A 19,046-nucleotide genomic window follows, 5' to 3' on the forward strand; every position below is an offset into this window, starting at 1 on the left:
ATCCACAAGACCGGGATGGCATGCTCGCTCAGGTCCGCCCGAGGTAGTCCTTCAAAACAGCCTCGGTGCCTTTGGCCCAAAGATCATTCAGCCAGCCCGCAAACGCGTCAGCAAAACGTTCATCGTCCTTGAGCACGCCGTAGACGGCTTCCATTTCGAGCCAAGCCTGCGGACGCTCGCGCGCTTCCTTGGCCCGTGTCTGCAAGGCATCCCAGTTCGGATCATTCGGTTCAATCACGGCGCCACTGTCCGTTGTGCCAGCACAATAACGGCACCACAGAGCGGATTCCAACGCCAGACCTTCAAATTTACCACCGGACTTCAGTGCATCGCGCAGGGTTGGCACAATGAACTTCGGCTGGCGATTAGAGCCATCCAGACACAGACGGCGAATGGTGTCGCCAATCTTCGGATTGGAGAACCGCTCTTCGATCAGATCGAAATAGCCTTTGAGATCCGTATCCGGCACTGGGGGCACATTCGGGATCACTTCGGTTTCTTCCAGCTTGCGCAGAAAGGCCCGGATCAACGTGTTTTCCATGGCTTCATGCACAAAATGAATGTCCATGAGACCGCCCGGATAGGCAATCGTTGCGTGCCCACCGTTGAGGATGCGCAACTTCATCAGTTCGAACGGAGCAACATCATCAACGAACTGCACGCCAACATCTTCAAACGCCGGACGGCCGAGCGGGAAATTGTCTTCCAGAACCCACTGCGTAAAGGCTTCGCAGAACACAGGCGCTCCGTCGAAAACACCAAAGTCATCAGCCAGAATACCGCGTTCACGATCCGTCGTTGCGGGCGTGATGCGATCGACCATGCCATTCGGGAAGGCAACGTTTTCCTTCACCCAAGCGGCGAAATCCGTGTCGAACAACTCTGCCAAACCGACAAGCGCATTGCGCGTGACCGAGCCGTTGTGCGGAATGTTGTCGCAGGACATGACGGTAAACGGCGGCAGGCCTTTGTCTCGGCGCGCCTTCAGGCCCGCCAGAATAAGTCCGAAGACCGTTTTCGGGTTGTCCGGGTTGCGTCCATCTTCGGCAATTGCCGGATGCGTCGGGTCGAACCGGTCAGAACTGTCGAGGAAGTAGCCCCCTTCCGTGATCGTCAGTGACACGATGCGAATGTCTTCTTCGCTCATGCGTGCGACAATGGCTGCGCCATCCGCAGGCTCGACAAAATCGATCATCGACCCAATGACGTGCGCTTCGCTCGAAGTCGCTTCCTGTTCGACAACGCTTGTCAGCCAGTCCTGACCTTTCAGGATCTGCCAGACCTTGCGTTCCCCTTCGAAGATGCCTGCACCGACCAGCGCCCAATCATGGCTCTTGCCGGTTGAGAACAGCTTGTCCAGATAAGTCGCTTGGTGGGCTCGGTGAAAATTTCCGACGCCGAAATGAAAGATACCGGCGCTGAGATCGGAACGGTTGTAACCAGGAACCGCAACCTTCTCGGGCAGCGTGTCGAGGGTTTGCAGAGCGAGACGAGTAGCCATGCCTTCCTCCCTTTATACTATGTCGTGAGAAACCGTGATGAACATAAGCCGCACGCCTTTATGTAAGCCGCGTGGCACATGAAATTCCAGACAAAACAGACAGACAAGCCAGATCAGCTCATCCAGTTGCCACCATCCACGTTATAGGTCTGGGCAACGATATAATCGGCATCAGAGCTGGCAAGAAAAATAGCCATTCCGGTCAGATCTTCCGCCCGGCCCATACGTCCAAACGGGACAGCCTCACCGACCTCCCTCTTCTTCTCGCCCGGAGCCTTGCCTTCATGCATGGCAAAGAACGCGTCAACGCCATCCCAATGTTCGCCGTCAACAACGCTAAGGCGCAATCGCATTGACGTTGATGCCGTGCTCAATGAGATTGAGACCCGCCGATTGTGTCAGGCTGATGACCGCAGCTTTGGAGGCGCAATACACCGCAACCAAAGGTTCGCCGCGACGCCCCGCCTGCGACGCCATATTGATGATCTTGCCGCCTTTACCGCGTGCAATCATCTGCCGGGCCACGGCCTGCATCGTGAACAGAACCCCCGTCACGTTAATGTCGAAGACGCGCTGGTAATCGGCGCGGTCAATATCAACAATCGGGTTGGCCGTGAACAGCGCTGCATTATTGATCAGAATATCGATACAGCCGAGCGCCTCAATGGTCTGGCTTACCGCCGCATCAATACTGTCCTGCCGTGTAACATCCATTTCGATGGCAAGGGCGTCATTCCCCAGATCGGCAGCCGCAGATCGCGCGCGCTCGATATTGATATCGGCAATCGCGACCTGCGCGCCTTCAGCAATATAGGCTTTGGCGAAGGCAAGCCCGATCCCTCGGGCAGCCCCTGTAATCAGAGCTTTTTTGCCTTCAAGCCGCTTCATGCAATCCGCATCCCGGCCGCATCAAAGCGATGGATGCGATCTTCCTGCGGCGTCAGCCAGATGTCGTCGCCGTGGTGGAAAGAGACTTCCCCGCCTGCACGGATAGTGAACGGCTCGTCATGACCATCAAGATGAACATGGAAGAACGTGTCCGACCCAAGATGCTCGGAAACGCCCACGGTGCCCTTCCAGGTGCCGGTGGTTGCCGACGTATCAATATGCTCCGGGCGAATGCCGATTGTGTCGGCATTGCGCTTGGCTGCATCGGCACCCTTGATGAAGTTCATCCGCGGTGATCCGATAAAGCCTGCGACGAAGAGATTGCGCGGTTCACGGTAAAGTTCCAGCGGCGACCCGACCTGCTCGATGTTGCCAGCCTGCAAGACGACAATCTTGTCGGCCATGGTCATGGCTTCCACCTGATCGTGCGTCACATAAATCATGGTCGTCTTCAAGCGCTTGTGCAACTCGGAGATTTCCAGACGCATGCCGACGCGCAAAGCGGCATCCAGGCTCGACAAGGGCTCATCGAACAGGAAAGCAGATGGCTCGCGAACAATGGCGCGACCAATGGCAACACGCTGGCGCTGACCACCAGACAGTTCCCCCGGACGACGCTCAAGATAGGCCGTCAGGTTGAGAACCTCGGCAGCATTCTTGACGCGGCGCTCCTGCTCGGCCTTGTCCATCTTGGCCATGCGCAGCGGGAACGTGATGTTCTTGCGCACGGACATATGCGGATACAAGGCGTAAGACTGGAAAACCATGGCCAGCGACCGCTTGGCAGGCGACAGAGCCGTCGCATCATTGCCATCGATCAGGATCTGGCCCGATGTCACGTCTTCCAGACCGGCAATCAGACGAAGCAGAGTGGACTTGCCGCAGCCTGACGGCCCGACGAACACCACAAATTCTCCATCTTCGATCGTCAGATCCAGGGGCGGGATGACGGCCACTTCGCCAAAGTTCTTCGTGACCTTTTCGAGATTGATGCGTCCCATATCAAATCGTTCCCTATTTCACCGCGCCAAAGGTCAGGCCGCGGACAAGCTGTTTTTGGCTGAACCAGCCAAGAATGAGAATAGGCGCAATCGCCATGGTGGAAGCCGCACTGAGCTTGGCGTAGAAGAGACCTTCCGGGCTCGAGAAGCTGGCTATGAAGGCTGTCAGGGGAGCCGCCTTTGCCGCCGTCAGGTTCAGTGTCCAGAATGCCTCGTTCCACGCCAGAATGACATTGAGAAGCAAAGTGGACGCAATACCCGGCACCGCCATCGGCAGAAGGATGTAGAGAACCTCGTTCTTGAGGTCAGCCCCGTCCATGCGCGCCGCTTCCAGAATTTCGCCAGGAATTTCGCGGAAGTACGTGTACAGCATCCAGACAATGATCGGCAGGTTGATCAGTGTGAGCACAATCACCAGGCCGGTGCGCGTGTCGAGCAAACCTACATCACGGAATAACAGGTAGATCGGAACCAGCACACCAACTGGCGGCAGCATCTTGGTCGACAACATCCACATCAGGATGTCCTTGGTCCGCTTGCCTGGCGACGAAAGCCATGGACCAGGCATGGCCGGGATCCCGATGATCAGCCCCAGAACCGTGGACCCGACCGAGATAATGACCGAGTTCCAGAAGTGCAGGAAGTAATCCGAGCGGTCCTGCACCGTGACGTAGTTCTCAAGCGTCCAGTGGAAATTCAGAAACAGGGGCGGATCAGCAATCGCCTCGGCTTCTGTCTTGAAGCTGGTCAGGATCGTCCAGAGGATCGGAAAGAAGATAAGAAGTCCGAGAACCAGGCAGCGATCGTAAACAGGATTTTTCTTTGAGTGGTAACAGAACGAGCCATGATCACGCATCCAGGCTCTTGCCGATCATCCGCATCAGGAAGATCGCAACAATGTTAGCGAGAATAATCGCAACGACACCACCGGCACTGCCCGTTCCTACGTCGAAGTTCAGCAGGCTTTCCTTGTAAACAAGGTAGGTCAGGTTGGTCGAAGCATTGCCAGGACCACCGTTGGTCGTCACCAGGATCTCGGCGAAGACAGACAGCAGGAAGATCGTCTGAATGAGGATCACCACTGTGATTGCGCGCGAAAGGTGCGGCAGCATGATGTAGAAGAAGCGCGAGAATGGCCCCGCCCCATCCATCTCCGACGCCTCAAGCTGTTCGCTGTCAAGCGATTGCAAGGCGGTCAGGAGAATGAGCGTTGCGAACGGCAGCCAACTCCAGCTGACGATCCCGATGATCGACAGGAGAGGCGCTTGCGACAGGAAATCGTAGGGCTGCATACCCAACGCCGTCGCCAGATGCGCGAACAGACCATTCACCGGGTTCATGAACATGTTCTTCCAGATCAGCGCAGACACCGTCGGCATGATGAAGAACGGAGAAATCACCAGAATACGAACGAACCCCTGACCGAACATTGGCTGATCGATCAGCAATGCCATTAGAATACCGCCAACGACCGTGATGATCAGCACACCCACGACAAGCAGCAGTGTGTTGATGAGCGCGGTCAAAAAGGCCGGATCTGTCAGGAAGTAATAATAATTCTGGAATCCGATGAACGGATGCTGCCCCGGCATCAAAAGATTGTAGCGCAAGACAGAGAAATACAGGGTCAGCCCCAAGGGGACGAGCATCCACCCCAAAAGCAGAATCACCGACGGTGAGAGCATCGCTCTCGCGGCAGATCGGGAAGCCTTCGTTGACATGATTTATCTCTTGATCCCGGAATGATCAGAAGGTTTCTGAAGCAAGGTTGCTATGCGTGGAGCCGGCCCGTGAGGGGCCGGCTCCGTTACCCGTAAAGCTTACAGGTTTTACTTGATGTAGCCCGAACGCTTCATTTCGCGCATTGTCAGAGCCTGAGCGTTGGCAAGAGCCTTGTCAGCACTGATCTGGCCTGCAAGAGCAGCAGAGAACTGCTGGCCAACTGCCGTACCGATGCCCTGAATTCAGGGATCGCAACGAACTGAACACCGGTGTAGGGGACGTCGTCCACAGTCGGGTGGTTCGGGTCGGCAGCCTGCATGGACTTGAGGGTCATTTCCGCGAACGGAGCTGCCTTCAGATACTCAGGGTTCTTGTACAGCGAAGTACGCGTTCCCGGAGGCACGTTCGCCCAGCCTTCCTTGCTTGCAACAAGCTCGGTGTACTCCTTGGAAGTCGCCCAATCGACGAACTTCTTCGCAGCTTCGATCTTCTTGGAGCCAGCCGGAATAGCGAGGTTCCAGGTCCCACAGCCAGTTGCCGCGCTTGCCGAGACCTTTGTCCGGAGCCAGTGCGAAGCCGACTTCGTCAGCAACCTTGCTGTCCTTCGGATTGGTCACGAAAGATGCAGCCACGGTGGCGTCGATCCACATACCGCACTTGCCCTGCTGGAACAGAGCCAGGCTTTCGTTAAAGCCGTTAGACGATGCACCCGGAGGGCCTGCCTTCTTCATCAGATCGAGGTAGAAGTTCAGGGTGTCTTTCCAGGCTTTGGTGTCAAACTGCGGGTTCCACTTCATGTCGAACCAGCGAGCACCGAAGGAGTTCGCCATGGCCGTCAGGAACGCCATGTTCTCGCCCCAACCCGGCTTGCCGCGCAGACAGATGCCATAGACACCGTCCTTCTTGTCGGTCATTGCCACTGCGGCCTTCATGATGAAGTCCCAGGTGGGCTTTTCAGGCATGGTCATGCCAGCCTTCTTCATCAGGTCCTTGCGGTACATGACGAAGGAGCTCTCACCGTAGAACGGTGCAGCATACAGCTTGCCGTCAACCGTCAGACCACCGCGAACGGATGGCAGAAGATCGTCAGCGTCATAGCTTTTCGGCAGATCGTTCAGGGAAACAAGCCAACCGCGCTTGCCCCAGATCGGAGCTTCGTAAGTTCCGATCGTCATCACGTCGAACTGACCACCCTTGGTGGCAATGTCCTGCGTAACACGCTGACGGAGAACGTTTTCTTCCAACGTAACCCAGTCAAGCTTGATACCCGGGTTCTTGGCTTCAAAGTCGCTTGCAAGCTTCTGCATGCGGATCATGTCGCCATTGTTAACCGTTGCGATGGTCAGCGTTGTGTCCGCGGCGTAAGCCGTAGACGCAGTTGCGACCGCTGCAATGGTCAAACCAAGTACAGTTCCAAATGTCTTCCTCATGGATTTCCTCCCAAGTGAGCGAAGTTCCAGCTCGCTGTGAATTACCCATAGGAGGAGAAGCCTCGTCAACCAAAAACTCCGACACAACCGAGAAAAAACAACGCGATAGGCAAACGAAATGTGATTTCAGATTTTCGTTTTGCACTGCACTTTTTAAAAATCATATTTTTGAAAAACCGAGCCCGAATTTAGGGATAGATATATTTTCTCAAGCAATTAAAATTATTTAGGTCATACGCGACCATCCTCAAATCAGCGTCCTTATGGTTTCGAAACGCTGTTTTGAGGCTCGTCCGATCTCAGTCTACCGCAGGACAGCAATCCACTTCGGATTGGTATTTTTTTCCACATCAAGAGCGCCGGACATTGTGGGAAACACGCATCAAGTGCGCTCAATTTGCACGAACCTGACAAACAAGGCGAGAAATTGCAGGAATCGGCCCTGTAAAATCCACCGATCAGAATGCGGGAAATCAGCCATATAAATCGTTTTAAATATCAGGATAAAAACCCACAAAAAAGGCAGACCGATGGCTCGATCTGCCTCTCTGCATGATGGGCTCAACAGACATCTGTGTAACAGCCTGAAAAGGGTGCTCTGCCCCTCCCTCCGGCGAGTGTCAGATGGCACCCTTCAGACGACTGTCGATGTAGAGTTGGCGCAACCTGAGGGATACGGGTCCAGGCTTGCCGTCCCCGATCACCGTCTCGTCAATCTTGACGACCGGCATGACGAAGCTTGTCGCAGACGTAATGAAAGCTTCCGCCGCGCTCTTGGCTTCTTCAGGCGTGAATGCACGCTCTTCATAGTCAATACCCGCCTCACGTGCGAGATCCAGAACAGACGCCCGTGTAATGCCCGGCAGGATGATCTGACTCAACTGGCGCGTCACCAGTTTGCCGTCCTCGGTGATGATGTGAGACGTCGCAGAACTGGCTTCAGTGACGTACCCATCAGACACCAGCCAGGCGATCATCCGCGCCCCGCTTCTTGGCCTCCATCTTGGCAAGGCTTGGGTAAAGCAACTGAACCGTCTTGATGTCACAGCGACGCCAGCGCAGATCTTCGGTGGTGATGACCGTGATGCCCTTGGCGGCCTGCGGATTCTCGATAACCGACTTGGCCTGAGTGAACAACGTCAGCGTCGGCGTCATGTCCTTGGTGAAGGCAAAATCACGGTCTGCGGCCCCGCGCGAAACCTGCAGGTAGATAAGCCCCTCATCCAGATTGTTGCGCGTCACGATATCGCGGTGAATGGCCAGAAGCTCATCATCCGACACCGGAAACGGCATGTCGATCTCGCCAAGCGACCGCTTCAGGCGGGCTGAATGACCAGCGTAATCAAGCAGCTTGCCGCCCACCACACCAGTGACTTCATAAATGGCATCTGCAAACAGAAAACCGCGATCAAACACGGAAACCTTGGCATCCTCTTCGGGAAGCCACGCGCCATTCAGATAAACAATACGACTCATGACCTGAGATCCTGTCTTATAGATTGGGAAGTGAGAAGGGCCTGACCTCCAACCCTTCGTCTAGAAATGCCTGTCGCAAGGCGGCTGCCGTTGCGACCGCACCCGGCGTATCACCATGAACACAGATCGTCGTGGCGTCGACGGGCAATTTAGTGCCGGCAGTCGTGGGAATAAAGCCATCTTTGACCATGCACAGCGCGTGTTCGGCGCTGCGTGCCGGATCATGAATGACAGCCCCCTCCTCCTTGCGTGATGTCAGTGCACCCTGCGCCGTATAAGTGCGATCCGCAAACACCTCACAGGCAACCGGCAGTCCCGCCCGCTCCGCAGCCTTCATCGCTTCCGAATAAGGCAGCGTCACGAAGACAAGCGCCGGATCGTATGCCTTGACTGCGCGCACACAAGCCGCAGCCAGGTCGGCGTCTTCAGCAGCCATGTTGTTCAGCGCACCATGCAACTTCACATGGGTGATCGGCCAGCCAAGGGTTCTGGCCATGCCACCAATCGCCGCAATCTGATAAATCAATTGCGCTTCCAGATCTTCGGGACGATCGCCAACAATCCGCCGCCGACCAAAGCCGTAGAGATCCATGAAAGAGGGATGTGCACCGATTGCGACGCCCCGTGCCTTTGCTCCGAGGATCGCATTGCGCATCACGCTTGGGTCACCGCCATGAAATCCGCAAGCCACATTGGCAGTGGTCACAATCTCAAGCATCGCCGCATCGTCGCCAATCGTATAGGCGCCAAAACTTTCTGCCATATCGCAGTTCAGATCGATTGTCCCGACCATTGCCTCACCCTTTCAACACAACCAAAGCCTGCACTGCATGACCAGTTTTTAATCGCGCCGGACTTTGTCCAATCTTTTGGCAAATATCACTCTTTCGACATATAGACCCGATCCGTTCTGTACAAGTCTCGTCTTCTGTTCCTCCTCGCAAAGGCTGGGCAACATCAGGCGCGTGGACTTGCCAGCACCGGGAGGCGGCGCGTATACAAACGAAGGAACGCCTTACCGTCCGACGCAACTTCTGCGGAAGCTTGCAACTCCTGCCGAAGGCTTTTGCGCGCTCCCGGCGCGCTGACTTCGACACAGGACGAAACAGGACATACGGCGGCGCCATTTTCGACTTGAGGGCGGCGACGAGGCACGTCGACGCTGGATGCAGCTTTGCCGGATCCACCCTTGCGGGGACAGTCTGGCGCAACCCCGTTGGGTCATGTCATGAAAATCCATCCAGCCGGCGACCAGGCGCTGACTGTCGAGCTTTCCGATCAGATTGATGACGACGTCAATCGCCGGATCATCGCGCTAGCCTCGTCACTGAACGCCACCCCACTACAGGGCGTGACAGAGGTGGTCCCCACCTATCGCTCGCTGCTTGTGTGTTACGATCCCTCGCTTGTACGGGCCGCAGAGCTTGCGCCGCAGATTGGCGACCGACTTGAACACCTCGATCCCGGGACATCTTCGCCGCGCACCTGGACTGTTCCCGTGCATTACGGTGGCCCTGCCGCCCTTGATCTGGACGACCTGGCTGAGCGAAAAGACGATGACGCGCAACGACCTCATCGCGTTGCATGCGTCCGTCAGTTACCGCGTTTACATGATCGGTTTCATGCCCGGGTTTTCCTATCTGGGCGGACTGCCGGAGCCTTTGCACACGCCGCGCTTGCAGACACCGCGCCAACATATCGCTGCGGGGTCCATAGGTATCGGCGGCAAACAGGCTTGCATCAGTTCCGTTGCTGGCCCCAGCGGTTGGCGCTTCATCGGCCGGACGCCGCTAAAACTGTTTGACCCGCACCGCACCGAACCTGTTTTGCTGCGCGCAGGCGACACACTTCGCTTTGTCGCCATCGACGAGACCGAAGCCCAGCGCATGGATGCGCTTGTCTCCGACGGAAAAACCATCGTGGAGCCAACAACGACATGACTCAGCTCAAGATCATCAAGGCAGGCATGTTGGTCACTGTTCAGGACCGCGGCCGCCCCGGCCAGTTGCATTCGGGCATCTCGGCCTCCGGCCCCATGGCCCCGATGGATTTCCACATGGCCCAGGCTCTGGTCGGCAACAGCCCGGATCAGGCAGCGCTGGAATTTGCCTATATCGGCGGCTCCTACTCATGGCCGACGCACCTGTGCGTGTTGCCGTAACGGGCGGCGCGGTCGACATTCGCATCGACGCCCTGAGCGTACCCGCATGGGAAAGCCATGTTCTCTTGCCCGGACAAACGCTGTCGGTGGCCGCACTCCAAGGTCCGGTCTGGGGCTATATCGCCTTTTCTGGCGGCATTGATGTGCCTGAAATTCTTGGCTCCCGCGCCACGCACCTGCGCACCGGGCTTGGCGGCTTCGAGGGTCGCGCTCTGCACACAGGCGACTCCCTGACGCTCGCCCCCCAGTCAGATCTGGCCTGTCAGCGCCTGACCCTTCCGATCCACCGCGAGCGCGGGCCGATCCGCGTTGTGCCGGGTCCGCAAAACGACTATTTCGATGATGCCGCGTGGGAGACATTCCTCTCCGGCAATTATTCGGTGTCCACCAAGCGCGATCGTATGGCGGCCCTGCTCGATGGCCCCACCCTGCGCGCTGCAAAAGGCCACGATATTGTCTCAGATGGCACACCGCTCGGCTCTATTCAGGTACCTGGCTCCGGCCAACCGCTTGTCCTGACTGCGGAACGCCAGACCACTGGCGGTTATCCGAAGATTGCAACCGTTGCCTCGGTTGATCTGCCGCGTCTGGCACAATTGCCCAGCGGCCAGACCTTCCACTTTGTCAGCATCACGCAGGCTACCGCCGAAGAGCTACTGGTTAATCAGCGCGCCGTGTTCAAGGATGCCCTTGCTGCTTTGGAGATCAAGGACAGCCCGCCCCACTAGACCGACTCGCCTACAGGCCAACGCATTCGAACATCCTGCCCACTCTTGCAGCTGCCTTTCCAAGGAATTTGGACCCTCATGAAGTGCCTCATCATTCAGCCCGTTCACGAAGACGGTCTCGCCTTGTTGCGCGCAGCCGGAGTGACGCCGGTCATTTGCCCTGATACGCGTGATGCGACCATCGCGCAGCTTGTACCTGACTGCGACAGTGTCATCACCCGGAATGACGGGTTCCCGAACAGTGCGTATGCCCATGCGGACAAGCTGAAAGTCATTGTCGTGCATGGCGCAGGCCATGATGCCGTCGACAAGATCGCAGCCAGCGAGCATGGCGTTCTGGTCTGCAACACGCCGGGCATCAATGCCCGCTCAGTGTCAGAACTTGCACTGGCTCTGGCTCTGTCCGCTGCTCGCATGATCCCGGCCGGAGACCACGCAGAACGCTCGCGCCAGTCCGGCTTCCGTGAAAGGCAACAGACGCTGGAACTCTTTGGCAAGACGGCACTGATCGTCGGATGGGGGGCCACAGGATCTCAATTGGGGCACATGCTCAAGAGCGCATTCAACATGCGCGTCCTTGTTCACTCTCCACGCGTGTCAGATCTAAGCGGGTTTGAACGCGCCCTCACCTTGCGCGACGGTTTGGCCGAAGCCGACCTGGTTTCCTTGCACACCCCCTTGCGTGCGGAGACACACCACCTCATTGGTGAAGACGCACTGCGCAACATCAAGCCGGGCGCCATTCTGATCAATACAGCAAGAGCGGGTCTCGTTGACGAAGTAGCGCTTGCCAAAGCACTCGAGGACGGACGCCTTTTTGCGGCAGGTCTGGATGTGTTTTCCAAAGACGCTCCGCAGGGACCGCTGGCTGACACCAACCGGGTCATTTTCACACCCCATCTGGGTGGCTCAACGCTTGAAGCGCTTAAGCGCATGGCCGTTGGCGCAGCCAGCACTGTGCTGACCACACTTGATGGCAAACGCCCGCAAACAGCTCTGAATGAGCCGCAGCACCGCACATAAGTGCCAAATGCCAGACGGGCGACATATTGAGTTCATCTGGGCGCTTTAAGATACCTGACACCATTCAAGGCATCTGCCTCGCCTGCAGCCAAAGGCACGCCCTTCCATTTCAGTCTGTGAGAATTCAAAAATGGCCGACCCGCTCTCCTCACCAACCGCCCTGCCTGTTCTGGGTGCCTGCCTTTTGGGGAAAGACCTCAACAGATTCATGGACTGGCTTGTGCAGGACACGCGCGATGTGGAAATCCATGATTTCTATGATGTCGCTCTGCTGGACGGGGACTGGAAAGAACGCGCAGTCGGGATACGCGACCAGCTTGCCAACTACAAAGGTCGTATCGGAATTCACGGCCCGTTCTACGGCTTTGACATCAACACACCCGACCCGCTGGTGCGGCAGGCTGTCATTCAGCGACTGCATCAGGGACTTGACGCCGCCGACATGATTGGCGCCACACAAATGGTTGTGCACAGCCCACTCAAAACCTGGACTGCATTCAACACCGGCCTGAACGTGGAGCGCGAAACAGCCCATCTGAACGCAGCCGTTGAAGCCACGCTGGCACCCGTTCTCAAAGTTGCAGAGCAGCGCGGTATTACGCTGGTTCTGGAAAATATCGAGGACCGCGATCCCCGCACACGCGTTGATCTTGCCCGCCACTTCAACACGCCTCATCTGCAAGTCTCAGTCGATATTGGGCATGCCAATTATGCGCATCACGCAACCGGCGCAGTGCCACCCGATCTCTACATTCTCGCCGCTGGAGATATGTTGCAACACGTCCACTTGCACGATACCGACGGCTTCGTAGATCGCCACTGGGCACCTTGGCGAAGGCAATATTCTCTGGCCATCGGTCTTCAGAGCGCTGGCAAAATGCAACAGCAATCCCCGCCTGATGCTGGAATTGATGAATGTCGACAAGATCCACGCGGCAGTTGCCTTTCTGGAAAGTCTTGATCTGGCCCGCTGATACACTGCGCCCTTTTTGAACGCTCCGCACTCCCCGCAAAAACGATCAGAAGTCGCTGTGCGAATCGTTGTTTTCAATGTGCAGCGACACACGGTCGGCTGCAAAACGGGTTGATGAAAACTGAATGGGGCAACCGGCCTCGTCTATATTGACCGCCAGCGCCTGCAAGACGATGGAGCCCGGGCCAAGCTTCAGCCAATGGCGTTCCTGTTCGTCGGCATGGCGCCCGGTCACATCTGTCCAGGCGCGCGAATAGTCATCAACGCCGCAGGTCGCCAAAGCCTGCGTGATAGACCCGCTGGCGCGATACGCCTCGTCGATCCCGGCAAACCGGTCGAGCGGAAAGTGATGTCTCGCAAAGGCCATCGGCACGCCATCCGCAAGGCCCAGCACATCCAGTGCAATGCAAGCCGCGCCAACCTTCAGATCCAGATGCTTGGCGATGGCTGCAGGCACTGCAACCGTCTCTGCGGCAATGAACGTGCCACGCCCGCGACGCCCCTGACGGCCCAGCGTTGCCGAAAAGCGCGTTTTGCGTGAGATCGGCAAGGTCACACGCTCGGAGCGCAGGATTTCCGTTCCCCGACCCGGCATCGCCCGCACCATGCCTTCATCCTGCAAGGCAGAAATGGCGGCGCGGACAGTGTGACGATTAACGCCAAAGCGCTCAGCCAGAACGATCTCTCCAGGCAGTTTCGTTTCTTCCGCGAACTCTCCCGACGAAATCGCTTCGCGAATGGCATCGGCAATCTGTCGCCAGACGGCAACGCCACTTCTGCGATCAATCGTTGGTCGGTTCTCCGACATCGGCCACATCCTTTCTTTGCTCGCGTCACTTGCATGTCACAAAATTCCTGCAAGAATATGCAAACATCTAATTGTCTAGCACAATAGACATTTCAATACAAGGCAGAGTTGGCAAGGGCATGACGCAACACACATCCCGGCAGAGGCGGATAGAGCTTCTGGCCCGTGCAAAGAGACAAGAGCTGGAGGTCGCCGTCGAACCATTGTGCGATCCGGCGCGCGCAAAAATGCTGCGCGGCCCTGAAACGGGTCTCGTGATGGTACGTGGGCGTGCTGGGGGCACCGGTGCCCTGTTCAACCTCGGCGAGGTCACAGTCACGCGCGCCACGGTGCAGCTTGCAGGTGGCGAAGTCGGACACGCCCAGCGCCTTGGTGGCGACAAGGAAGCTGCTCGCCTGTCTGCCATGCTCGACGCACTTGCTGAAGCAGGCACAGGCACCACGAGCATTGAAACTTTGCTGGACAACATCGAGCAACGTCTCGCCACTGCCGATGCACTCGCAAAGCAGGAAACCGCGGCCACCAAGGTCGACTTTTTCACAATGGTACGCGGAGAAGACTGATGAGCCAGACGACCACAGCCCTCACGGGCGGCTTTGCCGACCCGGTCGCCAGCGCCCAGAGCGCTTTCCGCACCCTCATGGACGCCATGGCCCGTCCCGGTCAGATCAACACGTTGACAGTCCCCGCCGAAGGGCCCACCCAACTGTCTACCGCGCAAGCCGCTGTTGCCTTGACACTCTGCGACCACGAAACTGCCGCCTGGGTGTCTGAGGCGATTGATACGGCTCAGGTACGCGACTGGATCGCCTTTCACACCGGCGCAGCCCTCATGCCAGAGCCTGAGACCGCGCAGTTCGCCTTCTGTACCCTCGCTTCTGGCGACGATCTGCGTCTGGATCAGTTCCATGTTGGCGATCAGGCTTATCCGGATCGCTCCGCAACCCTCGTTATCGACGTACCAAGCCTGACGTCCGGTGCCACGCTCACAGCGAGCGGCCCTAGCATCAAGGACACGCAATCTCTTGCCCCAACAGGCCTGCCGGCAGACTTTCTCGTCCAATGGGCTGCAAACAATGCGCTTTATCCGCGCGGCGTCGATGTGATCCTGACGTGCGGCACGCAGATGATTGGCTTGCCCCGCACCACCCGCCTTCAACCCGCAGGAGCCTGATCCATGTATGTTGCCGTAAAGGGCGGAGAAACCGCCATCGCCAACGCTCACCGTCTGCTGGATGACCGCCGCAGAGGCGACCGAACACTTCCCTCGATCACCATCGAGCAGATCATCGAGCAGCTTTCCCTGTCAGTTGCGCGCGTGATGGGCGAAGCGTCGCTGTATGATCGCGATCTCGCAGCCCTTGCCATTCGGCAGGCCCGCGGTGACATGATCGAAGCCATTTTCCTGTTACGTGCCTATCGCACGACGCTGCCGCGTTTCGGCTATTCCAATCCTCTCGACACCGGCGAAATGCTCGTTCAGCGGCGTATTTCCGCCACTTACAAGGATCTGCCGGGCGGCCAGTTGCTGGGCCCGACCTTTGACTACACCCATCGCCTGCTCGATCCGTCGCTGCTCTATGATGAGCCCGTCGACATTGCGGAGACCCGTGAGGATGCGGACGAGCCGGTGATGCGAGTCACCGACATTCTGTCTCAGGAAGACCTGATCGAAACGGAAGTCCCCGACAACGGTGATCCAGCCCCCGGCGACATCACCCGCGATCCTTATGACTTTCCGCTCGGCCGCGATGAGCGCCTGCAAGCTCTGGCGCGCGGCGACGAGGGCTTTCTGCTTGCCCTTGGATATTCGACCCAGCGTGGCTTTGGCCGCACCCACCCCTTCGCTGGCGAAATCCGCTTCGGCGACGTCGACGTGGAAGTCGATATTCCCGAACTCGGCTTTTCCATCTCTCTTGGCAGAGTAGAAGTGACCGAGTGTCAGATGGTCAACCAGTTTGCTGGCTCTTCACAGAAACCACCACAATTTACCCGCGGCTACGGACTTGTTTTCGGCCAAAGCGAACGCAAGGCCATGTCGATGGCGCTCGTCGACCGGTCCCTGCGGGCGCGCGAATTCGGCGAGGACATCGTTGCCCCCGCCCAGGACGAAGAGTTCGTCATTTCCCATTCAGACAATGTTCAGGCCACAGGCTTCGTCGAACACCTGAAGCTGCCGCATTATGTGGATTTTCAGGCCGAACTCGATCTCGTCCGCCGTATGCGCCGCGACTATGAAGCCACCCACGGCACCAAGGAGGCGGCAGAATGACCAATCCGGCTGCATCGCAAATCGCGACCTACAATTTTGCCTATCTGGACGAGCAGACAAAGCGGATGATCCGTCGCGCCATCCTCAAAGGCATCGCCATCCCGGGATACCAGGTTCCCTTTGCCTCACGTGAAATGCCCATGCCTTATGGCTGGGGCACAGGCGGTGTTCAGGTGACTGCCTCCATTATCGGGGCCGACGACACGTTGAAGGTGATTGACCAGGGGTCTGACGACACGACCAACGCCGTATCGATCCGGGGCTTCTTCCAGAAAGTCGCCAACGTCGCGGTGACGACCAAGACCCGAGACGCCAGCATCATCCAGACGCGGCACCGCATCCCCGAAGAGCGGCTACAGAAAGGCCAGATCCTCGTTTATCAGGTGCCGATCCCCGAGCCGTTGCGTTTTCTCGAACCCCGTGAAACCGAAACCCGGAAAATGCATGCCCTCGAAGAATATGGCCTGATGTATGTCAAGCTCTACGAGGACATCGCCCGCAATGGCCACATCGCCACAACCTACGCCTATCCGGTGCTGGTCAATGATCGCTACGTGATGGACCCCTCGCCCATTCCGAAGTTCGACAATCCCAAAATGCATCAATCCGACGCATTGCAGCTTTTTGGCGCCGGACGCGAAAAACGCATCTACGCCGTGCCACCGCACACCAATGTCGTCAGTCTCGATTTCGAAGACCACCCGTTTGAAATCCAGACCTTCGAGCATCCGTGCGCCCTGTGTGGTGCCAAAAATGTCTATCTGGATGAAGTCATTCTGGATGACAAGGGACAGCGCATGTTCGTCTGTTCCGACAGTGATTACTGTGATGAGCGCCAGGAGGCTGGCCATCGCGGCGCCATAGCTGCCGACAATCTGGAGGTCTCCTCATGAGCGACGATCCGCTTTTCAAGGTTCGCAATCTGTCCAAATTCTATGGCTCTCACATGGGCTGCGAGGACGTCAGCTTTGATCTGTGGCCGGGCGAAGTGCTCGCCATTGTCGGCGAATCCGGCTCGGGCAAGTCAACGCTTCTCAACTGCATCTCAACCCGACTGAGCACAAATGCAGGCAGCATCAGCTACCGTATGCGCGATGGCCGCGATATCTTCCTCTCCGACATGACGGAATCCGAATTGCGCTTCCTGATGCGCACCGACTGGGGCTTCGTGCATCAGAATCCGGCTGATGGCCTGCGCATGACAGTGTCTGCGGGAGCCAATGTCGGCGAACGTCTGATGGCAATTGGCGAGCGCCACTATGGCGACATTCGCGCAACCGCCACCGACTGGCTGTCGCGCGTTGAAATCAATGAAAACCGCATCGACGATCTGCCGCGCACGTTCTCCGGCGGCATGCGTCAGCGCTTGCAGATTGCCTGCAATCTCGTGACCTCACCACGCCTCGTCTTCATGGATGAGCCGACCGGTGGATTGGATGTCTCTGTGCAGGCCCGACTTCTCGATCTGTTGCGCCAGCTGGTGCATGATCTCGGACTGGCCGTCATCATCGTGACCCACGATCTGGCAGTCGCTCGCCTTCTGTCGGATCGCATGATGGTCATGAAAGACGGCCATGTCATCGAACACGGCCTGACCGATCGCATTCTGGATGACCCGCGTGAGCCTTACACGCAGCTCCTCGTTTCTTCCATTCTTCAGGTCTGAGCAGAAAGGGTCTTGATATGACACATCGGCTTGTCGTTTCCGACGTTTCGAAGTCGTTCACAATGCACTTGCGCGGCGGACATCTCCTTCCCGTCGTGCAAAATGTCAATTTTACCCTGCGCGAAGGCACATGTGCCGTTCTTGGCGGGCCATCGGGGGCCGGCAAAAGCTCCATTCTCAAGATGGTGTACGGCAATTACGGCGTCGACACGGGACAGATCCTCGTTTGCCATACAGATGGTCAGGTGGATCTGGCGACCGCATCTCCGCGTGAGGTGCTGGCTGTGCGCCGGGACACCATCGGCTATGTCAGCCAGTTCCTGCGCACCGTGCCTCGTGTCTCGGCACTCGACATCGTCGCCGAACCTCTGACCGATCGCGGCGTTGATCTGGAAGAAGCGCGCGAAAAGGCCCGCACCCTGCTTGCCCGTCTCAATCTGCCGAAAGACCTCTGGTCGTTGCCGCCAGCAACCTTTTCTGGCGGCGAGCAGCAGCGCGTCAACATTGCGCGCGGCTTCATCACCGACCACCCTATGTTGCTGCTGGATGAGCCGACCGCATCTCTGGATGCGCTCAACCGTCAGGTTGTCATCGAGATGATCCGCGAGAAAAAAACGCAAGGCATCGCCATGCTGGGCATCTTCCACGATGAAACAGTGCGTGAAGCCGTCGCCGACGACATCATTGACGTCAGCCTGTTTTCAACCAAAAGGGACGCCGCCTGAATGACCAAACTTTCGCAAAAGCCTTTGATTCACCCAGTGCGCTGCGTTGCAGATGATTGCAAGCTTGGCCGCTACACCGAGATCGCGGAAGGGTGCCGGATCAGCGAAACCGAGCTGGGCGACTATTCCTACATCGAGAACAACGGCACAGTCTGGTGCGCCCGTATCGGCAAATTCGCCAATATCGCCTCAACGGTTCGCATCAATGCCACCAACCACCCAATGTGGCGGGCGACCCTGCACCACTTCACTTACCGCGCCGGGGATTACTGGCCAGATGCCGAAACCGAAGAGGACTTCTTCGACTGGCGGCGCAGCAACCGCGTCATCATTGGTCACGATGTCTGGATCGGCCACGGTGCCACAGTGTTGCCAGGTGTGACGATCGGCAACGGCGCCATTGTTGGCGCTGGCGCGGTCGTCTCCAAGGACGTCGCGCCCTATACGATTGTTGGCGGGGTCGCCGCCAAGAAGATCAAGAACCGCTTTGATCCAGAGATCGCAACCCGCATGGACGCACTCGCCTGGTGGGACTGGGATCATGACCGACTTCGCGTTGCGCTGGAAGACTTCCGCAAGCTCGATGCAGCCGGCTTTCTGGATCGCCACGAAAAGGGATAAACCAAGCATGAGATTTTTCCCAGCTTCGAGATACCCTTAATATTGAGCCAG

At 57.5% G+C, this 19,046-nt stretch carries 17 protein-coding genes and 5 pseudogenes; 13 read left to right on the forward strand and 9 right to left on the reverse strand.

Going from position 1 to position 19,046, the window contains the following annotated elements; all coding sequences use genetic code 11:
- Positions 1–28: 28 nt before the first annotated feature.
- The 8 genes and pseudogenes from AC0L7U_RS06905 to AC0L7U_RS06940 all read right to left on the reverse strand — a co-directional run bounded on the left by AC0L7U_RS06905 (position 29) and on the right by AC0L7U_RS06940 (position 8,811).
- Entirely contained in the window at positions 29–1,501 is a 1,473-nt protein-coding gene (locus AC0L7U_RS06905; protein WP_473694841.1) for a mannitol dehydrogenase family protein, read from the reverse strand.
- Between the two features lie 113 nt (positions 1,502–1,614).
- Positions 1,615–2,389 (reverse strand): annotated as a pseudogene (locus tag AC0L7U_RS06910) (L-iditol 2-dehydrogenase).
- Positions 2,386–3,390: an ABC transporter ATP-binding protein gene (locus AC0L7U_RS06915; protein ID WP_473694843.1), complete on the reverse strand. Its 1,005-nt coding sequence runs from the start codon at positions 3,388–3,390 to the stop codon at positions 2,386–2,388. The pseudogene AC0L7U_RS06910 and the gene AC0L7U_RS06915 overlap by 4 nt, the downstream one beginning before the upstream one ends.
- Before the next feature lie 13 nt (positions 3,391–3,403).
- Positions 3,404–4,236: pseudogene (locus tag AC0L7U_RS06920) on the reverse strand (carbohydrate ABC transporter permease).
- Positions 4,237–4,238: 2 nt separating this feature from the next.
- Positions 4,239–5,111 (reverse strand): carbohydrate ABC transporter permease, encoded by an 873-nt coding sequence (locus tag AC0L7U_RS06925; RefSeq protein ID WP_473694845.1) that lies wholly within the window; start codon positions 5,109–5,111, stop codon positions 4,239–4,241.
- Positions 5,112–5,219: 108 nt separating this feature from the next.
- Positions 5,220–6,512, reverse strand: a pseudogene (locus tag AC0L7U_RS06930) (ABC transporter substrate-binding protein).
- A 650-nt stretch (positions 6,513–7,162) separates the two neighbouring features.
- Positions 7,163–8,018: pseudogene (locus AC0L7U_RS06935) on the reverse strand (D-amino-acid transaminase).
- A gap of 16 nt (positions 8,019–8,034) precedes the next feature.
- A complete protein-coding gene (locus AC0L7U_RS06940; RefSeq protein WP_473694847.1) occupies positions 8,035–8,811 on the reverse strand; it encodes a LamB/YcsF family protein in 777 nt (258 codons plus the stop codon).
- Positions 8,812–9,246: 435 nt separating this feature from the next.
- Here AC0L7U_RS06940 and AC0L7U_RS06945 point away from each other — a divergent pair.
- The 6 genes and pseudogenes from AC0L7U_RS06945 to AC0L7U_RS06970 form a co-directional block, all read left to right on the forward strand.
- Positions 9,247–9,510: pseudogene (locus tag AC0L7U_RS06945) on the forward strand (carboxyltransferase domain-containing protein); the annotation flags it as partial.
- A gap of 118 nt (positions 9,511–9,628) precedes the next feature.
- The gene (locus AC0L7U_RS06950) at positions 9,629–9,958 is read left to right on the forward strand and encodes a 5-oxoprolinase subunit B family protein (protein ID WP_473694848.1); all 330 of its coding nucleotides are present in this window, start codon (positions 9,629–9,631) and stop codon (positions 9,956–9,958) included.
- Positions 9,955–10,179, forward strand: a complete 225-nt coding sequence (locus AC0L7U_RS06955) for a hypothetical protein (protein ID WP_473694850.1) — start codon at positions 9,955–9,957, stop codon at positions 10,177–10,179. Before AC0L7U_RS06950 ends, AC0L7U_RS06955 begins: the two co-directional genes overlap by 4 nt.
- Entirely contained in the window at positions 10,149–10,907 is a 759-nt protein-coding gene (locus tag AC0L7U_RS06960; RefSeq protein WP_473694852.1) for a 5-oxoprolinase subunit C family protein, read from the forward strand. The genes AC0L7U_RS06955 and AC0L7U_RS06960 overlap by 31 nt, the downstream gene beginning before the upstream one ends.
- A gap of 78 nt (positions 10,908–10,985) precedes the next feature.
- Positions 10,986–11,930: an NAD(P)-dependent oxidoreductase gene (locus AC0L7U_RS06965; RefSeq protein WP_473694854.1), complete on the forward strand. Its 945-nt coding sequence runs from the start codon at positions 10,986–10,988 to the stop codon at positions 11,928–11,930.
- Between the two features lie 130 nt (positions 11,931–12,060).
- The gene (locus AC0L7U_RS06970) at positions 12,061–12,891 is read left to right on the forward strand and encodes a sugar phosphate isomerase/epimerase family protein (RefSeq protein ID WP_473694856.1); all 831 of its coding nucleotides are present in this window, start codon (positions 12,061–12,063) and stop codon (positions 12,889–12,891) included.
- A 58-nt stretch (positions 12,892–12,949) separates the two neighbouring features.
- Here AC0L7U_RS06970 and phnF read toward each other — a convergent pair whose 3' ends face one another.
- Positions 12,950–13,711: a phosphonate metabolism transcriptional regulator PhnF gene (gene phnF / locus AC0L7U_RS06975; RefSeq protein ID WP_473694858.1), complete on the reverse strand. Its 762-nt coding sequence runs from the start codon at positions 13,709–13,711 to the stop codon at positions 12,950–12,952.
- 119 nt (positions 13,712–13,830) lie between these two features.
- Between phnF and phnG the strand changes: the two genes are divergently transcribed.
- Genes phnG through AC0L7U_RS07010 form a run of 7 tightly spaced genes read left to right on the forward strand, consistent with a single transcriptional unit; the run spans position 13,831 to position 18,995 of the window.
- The gene (gene phnG / locus AC0L7U_RS06980; protein ID WP_473694860.1) at positions 13,831–14,274 is read left to right on the forward strand and encodes a phosphonate C-P lyase system protein PhnG; all 444 of its coding nucleotides are present in this window, start codon (positions 13,831–13,833) and stop codon (positions 14,272–14,274) included.
- Positions 14,274–14,885, forward strand: a complete 612-nt coding sequence (phnH, locus tag AC0L7U_RS06985; RefSeq protein ID WP_473694862.1) for a phosphonate C-P lyase system protein PhnH — start codon at positions 14,274–14,276, stop codon at positions 14,883–14,885. The genes phnG and phnH overlap by 1 nt, the downstream gene beginning before the upstream one ends.
- Before the next feature lie 3 nt (positions 14,886–14,888).
- On the forward strand, positions 14,889–15,983 hold the full coding sequence (locus tag AC0L7U_RS06990; RefSeq protein ID WP_473694863.1) for a carbon-phosphorus lyase complex subunit: 1,095 nt from the start codon (positions 14,889–14,891) through the stop codon (positions 15,981–15,983).
- Complete coding sequence (locus AC0L7U_RS06995; protein ID WP_473694865.1) at positions 15,980–16,876, forward strand: alpha-D-ribose 1-methylphosphonate 5-phosphate C-P-lyase PhnJ; 897 nt, start codon at positions 15,980–15,982, stop codon at positions 16,874–16,876. The genes AC0L7U_RS06990 and AC0L7U_RS06995 overlap by 4 nt, the downstream gene beginning before the upstream one ends.
- The gene (phnK, locus tag AC0L7U_RS07000) at positions 16,873–17,649 is read left to right on the forward strand and encodes a phosphonate C-P lyase system protein PhnK (RefSeq protein WP_473694867.1); all 777 of its coding nucleotides are present in this window, start codon (positions 16,873–16,875) and stop codon (positions 17,647–17,649) included. Before AC0L7U_RS06995 ends, phnK begins: the two co-directional genes overlap by 4 nt.
- A gap of 17 nt (positions 17,650–17,666) precedes the next feature.
- Entirely contained in the window at positions 17,667–18,374 is a 708-nt protein-coding gene (gene phnL / locus AC0L7U_RS07005; RefSeq protein WP_473694869.1) for a phosphonate C-P lyase system protein PhnL, read from the forward strand.
- Complete coding sequence (locus AC0L7U_RS07010; protein ID WP_473694871.1) at positions 18,375–18,995, forward strand: DapH/DapD/GlmU-related protein; 621 nt, start codon at positions 18,375–18,377, stop codon at positions 18,993–18,995. It begins immediately after the preceding gene.
- The last annotated feature ends 51 nt before the right edge of the window (positions 18,996–19,046 follow it).

The sequence above is a fragment of the Roseibium sp. 10G30-5 genome (genome assembly GCF_055809635.1).